Raw genomic sequence first — 15,738 nt, 5'->3', positions numbered from 1 at the left:
CTGCTTGGCGCAGTTGGGCGGCTCTGGTCTGATTGTCTCGGTCATGTGTTACACGGCCATCTTTTTGGCCGGATTTATCGCCGCGCTGCCTGTCGTTTTGAGTGCCGCACGGCGGAATGGATTATTCTAATGGACAACCTTCTTTCCATCGTTACCTTCCTGCCGGCCTTGGCTGCGCTGATCCTGGCGATTTTCCTGCGGGGCAATGACGAGGCGGCGCAGCGCAATGCCAAATACATGGCGCTGATCGCCACATCGGCGTCATTTCTGCTGAGCCTGTTCATTCTGGCCGGGTTTGATGCCAACAACACCGGGTTTCAGTTCGTCGAAGAACACGATTGGCTGATGGGGCTGCAGTACAAGATGGGCGTTGATGGCATTTCGGTGCTGTTTGTCATGCTGACCACCTTTCTCATGCCGATCACGATTTTGGCCTGTTGGGATGTCAAACTGCGGGTCAAGGAATACATGATCGCGTTTCTGTTGTTGGAAACATTGATGTTGGGCGTATTCTGCGCACTTGATATCGTGCTGTTCTATTTGTTCTTCGAGGCCGGCCTGATCCCGATGTTCCTGATCATCGGCATCTGGGGCGGGGCAAACCGCATTTACGCATCGTTCAAGTTTTTCCTGTATACGTTCTTTGGGTCGGTTCTGATGCTGGTGGCGATGATTGCCATGTATGTTGATGCAGGCAGTACCGATATTCCGACGCTGCTGGCCCATAATTTCGGCTCAGAGTCGTTTAGCGTTCTGGGCATCCACATCGTTGGTGGCATGCAAACCCTGTTGTGGCTCGCATTTTTCGCTTCGTTCGCGGTAAAAATGCCGATGTGGCCTGTGCATACCTGGTTGCCCGATGCGCACGTTCAGGCACCAACGGCCGGTTCCGTTGTTCTGGCGGCGATTTTGCTGAAGATGGGCGGGTACGGATTTCTGCGGTTCAGTCTGCCGATGTTTCCCCTTGCATCAGAGCTTTTCGCACCGATGGTGTTGTGGCTTTCGGCGATTGCGATTGTGTACACCTCATTGGTCGCCTTGGCGCAATCGGACATGAAAAAGCTGATCGCCTATTCGTCGGTCGCACATATGGGATATGTGACCGCCGGGATTTTCAGCATGAACCAACAGGGGTTGGATGGGGCGATTTTCCAGATGATCTCGCACGGGTTCATCTCGGGCGCGCTGTTTCTGTGTGTTGGCGTCATCTATGACCGGATGCACACCCGCGAAATCGACGCCTATGGCGGATTGGTTAACCGGATGCCGGTTTACGCGCTGATCTTCCTGCTTTTCACCATGGCCAATGTTGGCCTGCCCGGCACATCCGGTTTCGTGGGGGAATTTCTGACGCTGATGGGTGTTTTCCAGGCCAACACATGGGTTGCGGCGATTGCGGCAACGGGCGTTGTCCTGAGCGCTGCTTATGGGTTGTGGTTGTATCGCCGTGTGGTCATGGGTGATCTGATCAAGGAATCCCTGAAATCCATCACCGATATGACAACGCGCGAGCGGGCGATTTTCGCACCTCTCGTTGTCATGACCATTTTGTTGGGCGTTTACCCCAGCCTGGTCACCGATATCACCGGCCCCTCGGTTGAGGCGCTGATTTCACAATTCGACACCGCGCTGATCGATGCGGGCGATACCACCGCTGTCGTCCAGAACTAGGCCCCGGAGTTAAGAAACGCTATGACATCCGCCGATTTACAGTCTGTCCTGCCCGAACTCTGCCTGGCCATTTTTGCGCTCGCTGCGCTGTTGTTTGGGGTTTACACGGGCAAGGACCGCACAGCGCCGATGCTGATCTGGGTCACCTCGGCCGTTTTGGCCGCTGCCGGGATTTATATCGGGTTGTCTGATGGCACCCATGTCGTTTTTGGCGGCAGCTTTATCAATGACAGCTATTCGCGCTTTGCCAAGGTGATGATCCTGCTCAGCTCAGCCGCCGTTCTGATGATGAGCGAGGGATACATGACCCGCCGCAATCTGTTGCGGTTCGAATACCCGATCCTGATTGTTCTGTCGGCGATTGGCATGATGACCATGGTCAGCGCGGCCGATCTGATCACGCTTTATATGGGCTTGGAGCTACAATCGCTGGCGCTCTATGTTGTGGCATCACTGCGCAGGGACAGCGTGAAATCGACCGAGGCCGGGCTGAAATATTTTGTGCTGGGCGCTCTGTCTTCGGGCCTGTTGCTTTATGGGTGTTCGTTGACCTACGGGTTTGCCGGTACCACGCAATTTGCCGGGATCATTACGGCGGTTGGCGAAGGATATGCGCCCCTTGGCCTGTTGTTCGGGCTGGTGTTCATTATCTCGGGCCTTGCTTTCAAAGTTTCGGCCGCACCGTTCCACATGTGGACACCCGACGTTTACGAAGGCTCGCCCACACCGGTCACCGCGTTCTTTGGTGCGGCGCCAAAGGTTGCTGCAATCGCGCTTTTGGGTCGGGTTTTGCATGATGCATTTGGTGGCGTGGTCGGTGATTGGCAGCAGGTCATCGTTTTGCTGGCTGTGGCCTCGATGTTTCTGGGGGCAATTGCCGCGATCGGCCAAAACAATATCAAACGCCTGATGGCCTATTCCTCGATTTCGCATATGGGATATGCGTTGATCGGTCTGGCGGCAGGCACGGCCTTTGGCATTCAGGCGATGCTGATTTACATGGCGATCTATGTCACCATGAACATCGGCACATTCGCGTTTATCCTGTCGATGGAAAAAGACGGTCAGGCAGTGACGAATATTTCGGCGCTGAACATGTATGCCAAACGCGAACCTGCCCGTGCCTTGGCGCTCTTGGTGCTGATGTTCAGTCTTGCAGGTGTGCCGCCGATGTTGGGCTTTTTCGGCAAACTCGGCGTGTGGCAGGCCGGAATCGACGCTGACTTGTATTGGTTGGTTGGGTTGTCTGCCGTGGCCTCGGCGATTGGCGCGTACTATTACCTGCGCATCGTGTTCCTGATGTATTTCGGCAAGGATGACGAGGGCCTCGATACCGGTGGATCGCCGATCTTGTGGGGCTTTTTGATGGTCTCTGCGGCAGCAATGGTGATCGGCGTGGTCAACCTGTTTGGGATTGAAAACGCCGCGGCCCTGGCGGCGGCAACCCTTGTCAACTGATCCGGGCCGTTGGCCCGGGGGCTATGCCCGGATCACATTGGACGAAGTCGACAGCACCAATGCCGAGGCGGCGCGTCAGGCGCCGCATCTGGCGTTGCCCACCTGGATTATTGCCGAACGCCAGACCGCGGGCAAAGGGCGGCGCGGACGTGCTTGGGCGATGCCCAAGGGCAATTTTGCCGCCACGTTGATCATGCGCCCGGGGCCCAGCCCGGCGCGCGCGGCGCTGCGATCATTTCTGGCGGCGAATGCCCTGTTTGAAACCCTTGCCCTGTATGTTGATCGCACGCGGCTGGCCAACAAATGGCCCAATGATGTGTTGTTGGACAATGGCAAAGTCGCCGGCATATTGCTTGAGAGTATTGGCAAAGGGGGGCAGGTGGATTCGCTGTCCATCGGGATCGGCGTCAATCTGGCCAGCGCGCCGTTGGTGCGGGATGCCGCATTTCCCCCGGTCAGCTTGGCCGAACAGGGCGGCGCGGCAGTTACGCCTGCTGTGTTCTTGCAAAATCTCGCCGGATTTTATGCCACGGAAGAGGCGATTCTGGAACGGCTGGGGTTCGGCCAGATCCGCGATCGCTGGATGCGCAATGCCGCGCGGCTGGGTGAACGTATAACCGCGCGCACACCAACCGAAGAAATTTCAGGAACATTTGACACGGTGGACGACAGCGGCCAATTGGTGTTGATCACCGCAAAGGGCCCGCGCGCCATTTCAGCGGCCGATGTGTTTTTTTAAGGAGGCCGGATATGTTATTGGCCATTGATTGCGGCAACACCAATACGGTGTTCTCCATCTGGGACGGCGCGAAATTCCTGGCGACATGGCGCACCTCAACCGAATGGCAGCGCACGGCAGATCAATATTATGTCTGGCTGTCCAGCCTGATGTCGTTTCAAAAGATTGACGTCGAGATTACCGAGGTGATCGTTTCATCCACCGTGCCGCGGGTGGTGTTCAACCTGCGGGTGTTGTCGGATCGTTATTTCAACTGCCGCCCGATTGTAGTGGGCAAACCAGAATGCCTGTTGCCCATCGATGTGCGCGTTGACGCGGGAACTGCAGTGGGCCCTGACCGTTTGGTAAACACGGTGGCGGGGCACGATCTGTATGGTGGCGATTTGATAGTGGTTGATTTCGGTACTGCAACGACATTCGACGTCGTGGCCCATGATGGTGCCTATGTCGGCGGGGTGATTGCGCCCGGCGTCAACCTATCGCTTGAGGCATTGCACAGGGCCGCCGCGGCGCTGCCGAATGTGGATATATCGAAACCCCAATGCGTTGTTGGCACCAATACGGTGGCATGTATGCAGTCGGGGGTATTTTGGGGCTATGTCGGATTGGTGCGCGAAATCTGCGCCCGGATCAAAACCGAGCGCGCGCGCCCGATGAAAATCATATCAACCGGCGGGCTGGCGCCGTTGTTCCAGCAAAGCGAGGCGTTGTTTGACGCCTATGAAAACCAACTGACAATGCACGGTTTGACCGTGATTCATCGCTATAATAAGGAAAACCAAAGCGTATGAGCAAACAACAATTAATCTACCTTCCCCTCGGCGGTGCCGGGGAGATTGGCATGAACTGCTATGTTTACGGCTATGGCCCGGCTGGCAAAGAGCGGTATATCATCGTTGATATCGGCGTGACGTTTCCTGATATGGATGGCTCACCGGGTGTTGATCTGATTTTCGCCGATATCGACTGGATCGCGCAGCGGCGTGACCGGCTGGATGCCATATTCATTACCCACGCCCACGAAGATCACGTCGGCGCGATTGGCCTTCTTTGGTCGCGTCTGCGGGTGCCGGTGTATTGCCGGGCCTTCACCGCCAGCCACGCCAAGCGCAAGATGGAAGAACAAGGCCAGGATCCCGAACAGGTGAAAATCGTATCCGCCTGGCCCGAAATGACCACGGCTGGCCCATTCAAGGTTGGGTTCTTGCCAATTTCACATTCGATCCCGGAAAGCAGTGCTTTGGTCATCGACAGTGCCGAAGGCCGGGTTATTCACACGGGCGATTTCAAACTCGACAAGACCCCACTTGTCGGTGAACCATATGACCCCGAATTGTGGGCCGAGGTGGCCAAAGATGGTGTCAAAGCTCTGGTTTGTGATTCGACCAACGTGTTTTCCGGCCATCCGGGCCGCTCTGAGGCGTCATTGGGCGACAACATTACCAAACTGATTGCGGCGCAATCGGGCATGGTTGTGGCCACCACCTTTGCGTCAAACGTGGCGCGGGTACGTACGTTGGCCGTGGCCGGGGAAAAGGCGGGGCGGTCGGTCTGCCTGTTGGGCCGCGCGATGCAGCGGATGATCAAGGCATCGGTCGAAACCGGCGTGCTTTCGGATTTTCCCAACACCATTCCTGTCGAAGAGGCGCGCGATCTTCCACGCGACAGTCTGTTGTTGATCGTGACCGGATCACAGGGCGAACGCCGCGCGGCATCGGCGCAATTGGCCCGGGGCAAATATCTAGGCATGTCGATGAAAGAGGGCGACACATTTCTGATGTCGTCCAAGATCATTCCAGGGAATGAGCGTGGCGTGTACCGCATCATCAACGCCTATTCGGAAATGGGTGTGGATGTGGTGGATGACAACGACGGCATGTATCATGTGTCGGGCCATGCCAACCGGCCTGACCTGTTGGAAATGCAAAATCTGGTGAAACCCCAGATGGTGATCCCGATGCATGGCGAACACCGCCATCTGCGCGAACACTGCAAAATGACCAATGAACAGGGGCGCATTTCGGTTTTGGCCCCCAATGGCACCTGTGTGTCGTTGTCGGGCAACGAACCGAAAGTCGTGGAATATGTTGAAACCGGCCGGACCTATCTGGACGGAACGGTGCAAATCGGGGCGTTGGATGGGGTTGTGCGCGATCGTATCCGTATGGCTTTGAACGGTCATGCCATTGTGACTTTGATCATGGATGAAAACGATGAACCCTTGGGTGATCCTTGGGTTGAAACCATGGGGCTGCCGGAAACCGGTCGTTCTGGCGCGTCGGTGATTGATGTGCTCGAGGCGGATCTGGCTCAGTTGATCGGTCGCACCGCTGACAAGGTACTGGTGGATGATGCGAAACTTGACGATGCCTTGCGCCGCGCCGTGCGCAACACCTGTAACACCGAATTGGGCCGCAAGCCTGAGGTGACAGTGGTGGTCAGCCGCCTGAGCTGAGCCAGTGCCAAGACAATAAAAAAGGCCCCGGGCGTTTCCGCCTCGGGGCCTTTTTCATTAACTGTCAGGATTTAACCTGTGCGCCGCTCGTCAAAGCTTTTGGCGATGAAACTGGGCAGGTGATCGCCCATGCCGACAACGGGCTGACCGTGATCGTGGCGGTCGTTGCGGCCCCGCCCACCGCGTCCGCGCGGCTGTTCCTTTTCCGTCTCGGCGGCTGGCTTTCGCTCTGGCGCGGGCTCTGGTTTTGGCTGTGGTGCGGGCGTTGCGGCTTCGGCTGCCGCCTCTGGGGTGGCCTCGACGGGCGTTTCCGCCTTGGGCTTTCTGGTGCGGCTGCGGCTGCGCTTTTCTGGCTTTGGCGCATCGTCCGAGTGTTCCTCGGGCGCGGCGGCGGGTGTTTCGCCCAGCGGGTTTTCCAACCGCGGAACGGGTTTGCCGATCAGACGTTCGATATCATCGAGGTTTTTTTCGTCTGACGGGACGCAAATCATCATCGCCTTGCCATCACGCCCGGCGCGACCGGTGCGGCCAATGCGGTGAATGTAATCTTCGGCATGGGATGGCACATCAAAGTTGAACACATGGCTCACGGCCGGCACATCAAGCCCGCGCGCGGCCACATCCGACGCCACAAGAAACCGCAATCCGCCCTCGCGGAAGGATTCAAGCGTCTTCGTGCGCTGCGACTGGTCCAGATCACCATGGATCGGGGCCGCGTTATAGCCATTTTTCGTCAGCGATTTGGCAACGATATCAACATCTGTCTTGCGGTTGCAAAAAATGATGGCGTTTGAGCATTTCTCGCCCTCGCCATCAATCAATGCGCGCAGGATCTTGCGCTTTTCACTGGCCTGGCGGTCCTTGCGCGAGGCGCGGAACATCACCACGCCCTGTTCAATGGTTTCCGATGCCGTGGCCTGACGCGCCACTTCCACCTTTTCAGGATTGGACAGGAATGTGTTGGTGATCCGCTCAATCTCGGGGGCCATCGTGGCGCTGAAAAACAACGTCTGGCGGGTGAAAGGTGTCAGGCTGAAAATGCGTTCGATATCTGGAATGAACCCCATGTCGAGCATCCTGTCGGCCTCATCCACCACCATGATCTGCACACCGGTCAACAACAGTTTGCCCCGTTCGAAATGGTCCAGCAAACGCCCCGGAGTTGCGATCAAAACGTCGACACCCCGATCAATCAGCAGATCCTGTTCCTTGAACGAAACGCCGCCGATCAGCAGTGCCTTGGTCAGTTTGGTGTATTTCGAATAGGTGTCGAAATTTTCGGCCACCTGCGCCGCCAATTCGCGTGTCGGTGCCAACACCAGGCTGCGGGGCATCCGTGCCCGGGCGCGGCCACGGCCCAACAGATGGATCATCGGCAGGGTAAAGCCGGCCGTTTTGCCTGTGCCGGTCTGGGCGATTCCCAAAACATCGCGCCCTTGCAAGGCGGCGGGGATCGCCCCCGATTGGATCGGGGTGGGGGTATCGTATCCCGCCTCGGCGATGGCTTTCGTGATTTTCGGGTCGAGATTCAAGTCAGAGAATTTTGTCATGCGGTTCCGCGTGTTAACGGACCGATCCTTGGCCCGTACGTCAATGATGCGCGGGCCCGGATGGCCAAGCCTGCCGTTGGGCAGGGCGCGCGTGGGTCTGTCGCTAGTATATCAGAGGCGCAGCGTCAATGTGGCACGCTGTTTTGTGGTCAATCAGGCGGGTTTTCGGCATAGTGTTTCGCAATTATACCATCATTTCCTTGGTTGCCGTCAGGGTCACCTTGGGATGATCCCGCTCGACACGGTCAATGTCCCACTGAAGGCGGGTCAAAAACACGATATCGCCGTCGCTGTCATGGGCGATGTGGCTTTTATTGCCATCGACCAGCTTTTCGACCGCGTCGCGGGGGCCATTCACCCAGCGGGCCGATTGAAAATGGCTCGGCTCGAATCGAACAGGCAGGCCGTATTCCAACTCGATTCGGCTGGCGAGCACTTCGAACTGCAACTGACCGACAACGCCAACGATAAATCCCGCGCCAATCATCGGTTTGAAAACCTTTGCCGCGCCTTCCTCGGCGAATTGCGACAGGGCCTTGTCCAAGTGTTTCGATTTCAACGGATCGCCCGCGCGGCAGTTTTGCAAAAGTTCCGGCGCAAAGGATGGGATGCCGACGGCCTGCAATGCCTCGCCTTCGGTCAGTGTATCACCGATGCGCAACTGCCCGTGGTTGGGAATGCCGATGATATCGCCGGCCCAGGCTTCCTCGGCCAATTCGCGGTCCGACGCGAGGAACAGCACGGGGTTGGTGACTGACATGGTTTTCTTGCTGCGCACATGGGTCAGTTTCATACCGCGCAAGAAATGCCCCGACGCCAGGCGCACAAACGCCACCCGGTCGCGGTGCTTTGGGTCCATGTTCGCCTGCACCTTGAAGACGAAACCGGTTACTTTCGGTTCACCGGGCGAAATCTGGCGGGGGTGCGCGCGCTGTGGCTGTGGCACGGGGCCGAATTCGGCAATCCCGTCCATCAATTCCCTGACGCCAAAACTGTTGATGGCGCTGCCAAACCAAATCGGGGTCAGAGTGCCATCAAGAAACGCCTGACGATCAAAGACAGGCAGCAATTCTCGGGCCATCTCCACATCTTCGCGCAACTTTTCCAAAAGACCGGCTGGGATATGCTCGGCCAGTTTTGGATCATCCAATCCGTTGATCTTGATCGATTCGGCGACTTTGTTACGGTCGGCGCGATCCATCAATTCCAAACGATCATGAAGAATGTCGTAACATCCCAGAAAATCACGCCCGACACCAATGGGCCAGGATGCAGGGGTAACATCAATCGCCAGATTTTCCTGAATCTCGTCGATGATTTCGAATGTGTCGCGGCTTTCCCTGTCCATCTTGTTACAGAACGTGAGGATCGGAAGATCGCGCAGGCGGCACACTTCGAACAATTTTTTGGTTTGGGATTCAATGCCTTTGGCACCATCAATCACCATCACCGCGGCATCGACGGCAGTGAGCGTGCGATAGGTATCTTCGGAAAAATCGCTGTGGCCGGGGGTATCGACAAGGTTGAACCGATAGGTGCCAAAATCAAACGACATCGCCGAGGCAGATACCGAAATACCGCGATCCTTTTCCATTTGCATGAAATCCGAGCGGGTGCGCCGCGCCTCGCCTTTGGCGCGCACTTGGCCGGCCATCTGAATGGCACCGCCGTACAACAGAAATTTTTCTGTCAGCGTGGTTTTGCCGGCATCCGGGTGGGAAATGATAGCAAAGGTCCGGCGCCGGGCAATCTCCGGCGGCAGGGTGGGGGCGTTTGAGGTATGATCCAACATGGCCGCGATATAGCGGGGTGGCGGGGCGCGCGCAATGCGGTGCTGTGATCTGGCAGAGACGCTGACGCGTCACGCCATGCCCCCCACTTTTGTTGTCACAAAAGCGGGGCCCGTGGGTCTGTGGCGCAAATGTTGGTTATCGCGATGATGCGGCGCGCAAAAGGGTGGCCGTGTCGGTGCCCTGTTTGGCGCGGCCCAGTTCCACGCCCAAGGGCGCACCGCCCCCGGCAACAGTATCCTGTACATCGCGGGGCAGGGCGGCGCGCACCCGGGTGTTGACCATCAGGCTTTCGGCGGCGATCCCTTCGGCATAGATGATTTCATGGCGGTCGAACAGGATTTGGAAATAATCCACAAACCCACCATCGGTGCGCAAAACCGTTTCGTCATTGACCAGATGTTTCGCCTTTACCAACACTTCGGCGCGCCCTGCCTTCATGTGGTCGTGGCGTTGATAGATGAACAGGCGGTGATTGGGGCTGACCAGCAGATCGTTATCGTTGTTCAGCGTTCCGGCGGTGATGCGAATCGGCGCAAGCGCCCCTGTGGCGCGCACAGTTTGCTGGCCGATCCACCGCACCTTTTGCGGGCCGTGATCGCGGGTGAGAACCGCATCGCCAACGCCAATCCGTTCAATCGCGATTTGCCGACCAGAGGCGAGGGTAATGCGGGTGCCCCGGGTGAACGACACACAGGCGATTTCGGCAAAGCGCGCCAGGGCGCTGGCCTTGTCGAGGGCAACAAGGGAATAACCGATTTTTGGTTTCAGCCGGGCAAGGGGGAACAGATAGATTTCAGCGACGCTGGCATTGTCAGAATTCAATTCGACCAGAATCAGCGCTTCGACTGTGGAGCCATCGGGCGTCATGAATGTGGCGCAACTATCAAGATGCAGCGCGGCCCCGACCCAGCCGCATTCGGTATCGGCGGCGATGGCCATGCGCCCCGGCGTTGGCGTGGGGGTCAGCGCAAGGCGTGGGCGTTTTGATTGCGGTGCCAGCATGTAAACATCGCCCAGGTTCAATTCGTCCGCATGGGACAGCGGATCGCCCAGGTTGGCCCCGTCAATTGCGCAAAACGCAGATGAACGGTAAACCGCAACACTTTGTGCCGGTTCGGTCGTGATGGTCACTTCATTGGTCATCCGCAGCCCACTATGTTGTTTGCGGCTGTTGCGCACGGCGGATCATTTGCACGACCCACTTTGGCAACACCCCACCGCCATAGCAGAACAAAGGTTAAGAACCGGCCAAACTTTGGTCAACCAAAAGCGGTTATTGTTTTGGATTTGAATATAATGGTGTGGTTTTCGCCTGATTGCGTGGGTCTTGTTTGTCGTGCAACTGGCCTTTTGTCTGCGCCGTGGGAATGGTAGCTGGGGTTGAACCACGGGGAGAGGCGATATGGATCTTGGGATTTCTGGCAAACGGGCTTTGGTGACGGCATCATCCAAAGGATTGGGGTTGGGCTGCGCGCGGGCCTTGGCCGAGGCGGGCGTTGATCTGGTGATGAATGCACGCGGGGCCGAGGCATTGGAGGCGGCAGCGGCGGCGATTCGCAGCGAATTTGGCGTGAAGGTCGACACGGTGGTGTGCGATGTCACCACGGCTGATGGGCAGGCCGCGGTTCTGGATGCGGCGGGTGATATCGACATTCTGGTCACCAACGCAGGCGGCCCGCCCCCCGGTGTCTGGTCAGATTGGGACCGCGAAGATTTCATCAAGGCGCTGGATGCCAACATGTTGACGCCGATTGCGTTGATGAAATCCAGCGTGCCGGGCATGATCGACCGGGGCTGGGGTAGGGTGGTCAACATCACCTCGATGTCAGTCAAAGCACCCAATCCGGTGCTCGGCCTGTCCAATTCGGCGCGTGCCGGGCTGACCGGGTATGTCGCGGGCACCGCGCGTCAGGTCGCGCCCCATGGGGTTGTGATCAACAATCTTTTGCCGGGCATCCACGCCACGGATCGCGCCGTGTCTTTGGACCAGGGCGTGAGCAAAGCGCAGAACATTTCGATGGAAGAGGCCAGCGCACAGCGCGCCGCCGGTATTCCCGCGCGCCGCTATGGCACTGCCGAAGAGTTCGGTCAGACCTGTGCGTTCATGTGTTCGCAGCACGCGGGATACATGATCGGGCAGAATATCCTTCTTGATGGCGGCGCGGTACTTGCGACGTTCTAAGGGGCGGGTGGGGTTGAAACGGGCCGGGGGCGCTGTTACTTCCGGGATGCAAGCCCGACCGTTACGCTCGGGTATTTAATGAGGCGCCTTTGTCCCTGACACCCCCCCGATTGCGCATTGAAAACATCATCCGCGACTTTGGCGGTCGTCGGGTGGTGGATGATGTCACGCTGGATGTGATGCCGGGGCAGGTGACCTGCCTTTTGGGGCCGTCTGGCTGCGGCAAATCGACCACCCTTCGGATCATTGCCGGGGTCGATATGCAGGATTCCGGGCGCATCTGGGTTGATGGCACATTGGTCTGCGACACGGTTTTTCGGGTGCCGCCCGAACGCCGCTCGATCGGATTGATGTTTCAGGATTTCGCGCTGTTTCCACATCTTTCCGTGGCCGATAACGTGGCTTTTGGCCTGCGCGGCCCCAAGGCCGAAAAACGCCGCCGGGTCACTGAATTGCTCGAACGTGTGTCGCTTGAGCGGTATCTGGATGTATTCCCGCACGAACTGTCGGGCGGCGAACAACAGCGCGTGGCACTGGCCCGCGCCATTGCGCCCCGGCCCAAAATCATGCTGATGGACGAGCCGTTTTCAGGCCTTGATAACCGGCTGCGCGATGGCATTCGCGATGACACGCTGGGCATTCTGAAAGAGGAAGGCACGGCCGTTCTTCTGGTCACCCACGAGCCGGAAGAAGCGATGCGCATGGCCGATGACATTGCCCTGATGCGCGGCGGAAAGATCGTGCAACAGGGCGCGCCGTACAACGTTTACAACACCCCCGCCGATCAGGCCGCAGCGGCATTTTTCAGCGATATCAATGTGATAAAAGGCACTGTTCATGGGGCGCTGACACAAACGGCGTTTGGCAAATTCCTTGCGCCCGGTGTGCCTGACAATACCGAAGTCGATATCGTGATCCGCCCGCAACATGTGCGGATTGATTTTGATCGCGGCGGGCGCGGCCCCCTGCCCACGCCCAGTGATGGCACACCCGCCCGCGCGGTGGTGCAACGCTCACGGTTTATCGGCAAGGAAAGTCTGGTCGAATTTCAACTGGATTTTGACGGATCAATGATCAGTGCCACCGTGCCGTCGGTGTTCCTTCCCAAACCGGGCACGCCGCTGTGGTTGATGATTCGGCGTGACAAATGCTTTGTGTTTCCGCGCCGCTGAAGGCTTGCACATTATCGGCAGGCTTTGCTCGGCCATTTGGCACGGGTCGGATATTGCGGCAGCGCGCGGTGATTCGTACCAATTCTGGCCCCTCACACATGTTGAACCGGTCAGTTCAAAACATCGTGTCACAAAACTTTGCTTTTAACGCCATGAACCCGATCAATTTTTCGCCTTGCCGCTTTCCCTTGCCGCGGCGCTGTCTTAACAAGGGGCGATATACCAGCGCCCTGCCGGGTGCTTCAAAGGGAGAGACCCCATGTTGAACAATATTGGCCTGCCGGGCCTGTTACTGATTGCGGTTGTCGTTCTGGTCCTGTTTGGACGCGGCAAGATTTCATCGTTGATGGGCGAAGTCGGTAAGGGGATCACCGCCTTCAAACGCGGCGTCAGCGATTCCAGCAAAGAAATAGAAGATGCCGAAACCGTGGAAAACACCACGGCAGAGGAAAAGGAAAAAGACAAAGTCTAATGGTTCATACCTGAACCAGGTCAAAGGACACACCATGTTCGATATCGGCATGACCGAGCTTTTGGTGATCGGCGTTGTCGCGCTGATCGTGGTGGGCCCAAAAGACCTTCCCGGGATGTTTCGTACCCTGGGTCGGTTTACCGGGCGCATGAAAAGCATGGCACGCGAATTTCAACGCGCTATGGACAACGCCGCCGACGAAGCGGGGGTGAAAGACGTGGCCAAGGATCTGAAAAGCGCGACGTCATCCAAAAACCTTGGTCTTGATGCGCTGAACAACGCGGCTGACAAATTCGATAATTGGCAGCCGGGCAAAGCACCAAAAACCGGGGATGCCGCGCGTGCCGCCGAAACCGCGAAATCGGTCACGGACCGCGCGGATGAAGCGGCAAAACTGGGTGCGGAAACAGCCGCAAAACCCGATCCGGCCCCGGCGGCAACGCCAGAACCGGACACTTCACCAAAGGGTGACTCATGAGCAGCAAGCCCGATGATACATCGAACGACATGGAAGACACGTCAGCCCCGTTGATCGAACATCTGGCCGAATTGCGCACCCGCCTGATCCGTGCGGTGGGGGCGTTTATCGTCGGGATTGTTCTGGCATTCATCGTTGCCGAACCGATCTTGCAGTTTCTGGTGAAACCGATCGAGACCACCTTGCGCAGTCTGGGTGATCCGTCGCCAACGTTGCAATATACCTCGCCCCAGGAATATCTGTTCACGCTGTTCCGAATCTCGATGGTGTTTGGCTTTGCTCTGGCCTTTCCGGTGATTGGCTATCAACTGTGGCGTTTTGTGGCGCCCGGTCTGTACCGCACGGAAAAGAACGCATTCCTGCCGTTTCTTGTCGCCTCGCCTGTGATGTTTCTGCTGGGCGCGTCGTTCGCCCAGTTTGTCGTCACCCCCCTGGCGATGCAATTTTTCCTTGGCTTTGCCGATATTTCTTCGGTTTTTGCCGGGTTGATGCAACGGGTGGTGGGCGGCGTGCCGATGGATGGTGTGGTCGTGCCGCAAACCTCAAATGGCGTAACGATCACGTTTTTCGGCAAGGTTAACGAAAGCCTTGATATCACATTGAAATTCATCATCGCGTTTGGGCTTTGCTTTCAACTTCCGGTGCTGTTGACGCTGATGGGCAAGGCCGGGCTTGTGTCGGCGCAGGGTCTTGGGGATGTGCGCAAATACGCGGTTGTCGCCATTTTGCTGCTGGCCGCACTGGTTACACCGCCCGATGTTGTGACACAGCTGATTTTGTTTGTGGTGGTTTATGGCCTCTACGAAGTGTCGATCCAACTGGTCAAGCGGGTTGAGAAAAAGCGCGATCAAGCCCTGCGCGAAGAGGGGTTGCTGGACGATGAAGAAGAGCTGGAAGATTTCGAGGATTTGAAGTGAGTGATCCGTTAGACCGTATCGCCGCCGCGTTGGAGCGGATGTCGCCGCCGCCATTACGCGCGCCGGATTTCAATTCCGCCGATGCCTTTGTGTGGCAGGTGGCGCCTGATCGTTTGGTGCCCGTGGCGCGGGTGAACCGGGTTGATCTGTCGCTGTTGGTCGGGGTGAACCGGTCGCGCGACACGCTGCTGGAAAACACGGTGCAGTTCGCGCGCGGCCTGCCGGCCAACAATGCATTGTTGTGGGGCGCACGGGGCATGGGAAAATCCAGCCTGGTCAAGGCGATTCATGCCAAAGTGGCCGCGCAGCACCCCCTGAAGATCGTCGAGGTACAGCGCGAAGACCTGCCCAGCATTTCGCGCCTGCTGAACCTGCTGCGCGACACTGATCACCGGTTTATCCTGTTTTGCGATGATCTGTCATTTTCCCATGACGATCAGCATTACAAATCGCTCAAGGCGGTGCTGGATGGCGGAATCGAAGGGCGGCCCGACAATGTGGTATTTTATGCCACGTCGAACCGGCGCCATCTGATGCCCCGCGATATGATCGAAAATGAACGTTCGTCAGCGATCAGCCCATCTGAAGCGGTCGAAGAAAAGGTATCGCTGTCTGATCGGTTCGGGCTTTGGCTGGGCTTTCACCCCTGTACGCAGGATGAATATCTGGCGATGATCCAAGGGTACTGTAATGCCCATGATGTAGAAATCGCGCCCGAAACCCTGCGCGCCGAAGCGATTGAGTGGCAGGCAACACGCGGTGGCCGTTCGGGCCGGGTGGCGTGGCAGTATTTTACCGATCTGGCCGGACGCAAGGGCGTTTCAATCTCTTGATCGGTCTGGCTTTCCCAA

The 15,738-nt window shown here is 57.6% G+C and carries 14 protein-coding genes; 11 read left to right on the top strand and 3 right to left on the bottom strand.

Features of this window, described 5'->3' with window-relative positions; genetic code table 11:
- The first annotated feature begins 129 nt into the window (after positions 1–129).
- The 5 genes from C8265_RS13805 to C8265_RS13785 are packed head-to-tail and all read left to right on the top strand — an operon-like array spanning position 130 to position 6,323.
- Positions 130–1,671, top strand: a complete 1,542-nt coding sequence (locus tag C8265_RS13805) for an NADH-quinone oxidoreductase subunit M (RefSeq protein WP_108484607.1) — start codon at positions 130–132, stop codon at positions 1,669–1,671.
- A gap of 21 nt (positions 1,672–1,692) precedes the next feature.
- Positions 1,693–3,129 (top strand): NADH-quinone oxidoreductase subunit NuoN, encoded by a 1,437-nt coding sequence (gene nuoN / locus C8265_RS13800; protein WP_108484606.1) that lies wholly within the window; start codon positions 1,693–1,695, stop codon positions 3,127–3,129.
- Positions 3,119–3,868, top strand: coding sequence for a biotin--[acetyl-CoA-carboxylase] ligase (locus C8265_RS13795; protein ID WP_108484605.1), 750 nt, complete (start codon positions 3,119–3,121; stop codon positions 3,866–3,868). Before nuoN ends, C8265_RS13795 begins: the two co-directional genes overlap by 11 nt.
- Positions 3,869–3,879: 11 nt before the next feature.
- A complete protein-coding gene (locus tag C8265_RS13790) occupies positions 3,880–4,659 on the top strand; it encodes a type III pantothenate kinase (protein ID WP_108484604.1) in 780 nt (259 codons plus the stop codon).
- Positions 4,656–6,323: a ribonuclease J gene (locus C8265_RS13785; RefSeq protein ID WP_108484603.1), complete on the top strand. Its 1,668-nt coding sequence runs from the start codon at positions 4,656–4,658 to the stop codon at positions 6,321–6,323. The genes C8265_RS13790 and C8265_RS13785 overlap by 4 nt, the downstream gene beginning before the upstream one ends.
- A 71-nt stretch (positions 6,324–6,394) precedes the next feature.
- On the opposite strand, the gene C8265_RS13780 is transcribed toward C8265_RS13785, so the two are convergent.
- The 3 genes from C8265_RS13780 to C8265_RS13770 all read right to left on the bottom strand — a co-directional run bounded on the left by C8265_RS13780 (position 6,395) and on the right by C8265_RS13770 (position 10,809).
- Entirely contained in the window at positions 6,395–7,873 is a 1,479-nt protein-coding gene (locus C8265_RS13780; RefSeq protein WP_108484602.1) for a DEAD/DEAH box helicase, read from the bottom strand.
- Between the two features lie 184 nt (positions 7,874–8,057).
- Positions 8,058–9,665, bottom strand: coding sequence for a peptide chain release factor 3 (locus C8265_RS13775; RefSeq protein WP_108484601.1), 1,608 nt, complete (start codon positions 9,663–9,665; stop codon positions 8,058–8,060).
- Between the two features lie 136 nt (positions 9,666–9,801).
- Positions 9,802–10,809 carry a Hint domain-containing protein gene (locus C8265_RS13770; protein ID WP_108484691.1) on the bottom strand — a complete coding sequence of 336 codons (1,008 nt, stop codon included), beginning with the start codon at positions 10,807–10,809 and terminating at the stop codon, positions 9,802–9,804.
- A 259-nt stretch (positions 10,810–11,068) separates the two neighbouring features.
- On the opposite strand from C8265_RS13770, the gene C8265_RS13765 reads away from it, so the two are divergent.
- The 6 genes from C8265_RS13765 (at position 11,069) to C8265_RS13740 (ending at position 15,720) form a co-directional block, all read left to right on the top strand.
- A complete protein-coding gene (locus C8265_RS13765) occupies positions 11,069–11,848 on the top strand; it encodes an SDR family oxidoreductase (RefSeq protein WP_108484600.1) in 780 nt (259 codons plus the stop codon).
- A 95-nt stretch (positions 11,849–11,943) separates the two neighbouring features.
- Entirely contained in the window at positions 11,944–13,020 is a 1,077-nt protein-coding gene (locus C8265_RS13760) for an ABC transporter ATP-binding protein (protein WP_108484690.1), read from the top strand.
- A gap of 259 nt (positions 13,021–13,279) precedes the next feature.
- Positions 13,280–13,492, top strand: coding sequence for a twin-arginine translocase TatA/TatE family subunit (locus tag C8265_RS13755; RefSeq protein WP_108484599.1), 213 nt, complete (start codon positions 13,280–13,282; stop codon positions 13,490–13,492).
- Between the two features lie 34 nt (positions 13,493–13,526).
- A complete protein-coding gene (gene tatB / locus C8265_RS13750) occupies positions 13,527–13,970 on the top strand; it encodes a Sec-independent protein translocase protein TatB (RefSeq protein WP_108484598.1) in 444 nt (147 codons plus the stop codon).
- Positions 13,967–14,887: a twin-arginine translocase subunit TatC gene (tatC, locus tag C8265_RS13745; protein WP_108484597.1), complete on the top strand. Its 921-nt coding sequence runs from the start codon at positions 13,967–13,969 to the stop codon at positions 14,885–14,887. Before tatB ends, tatC begins: the two co-directional genes overlap by 4 nt.
- The gene (locus C8265_RS13740; protein WP_108484596.1) at positions 14,884–15,720 is read left to right on the top strand and encodes an ATP-binding protein; all 837 of its coding nucleotides are present in this window, start codon (positions 14,884–14,886) and stop codon (positions 15,718–15,720) included. Before tatC ends, C8265_RS13740 begins: the two co-directional genes overlap by 4 nt.
- Positions 15,721–15,738 lie beyond the last annotated feature (18 nt).

This window comes from Oceaniglobus ichthyenteri (assembly GCF_003057885.1).
GTDB classification, from domain to species: domain Bacteria; phylum Pseudomonadota; class Alphaproteobacteria; order Rhodobacterales; family Rhodobacteraceae; genus Oceaniglobus; species Oceaniglobus ichthyenteri.
The sequence above is the reverse complement of the archived record's forward strand: the minus strand, read 5'-3'. Positions and strand labels throughout refer to the sequence as shown.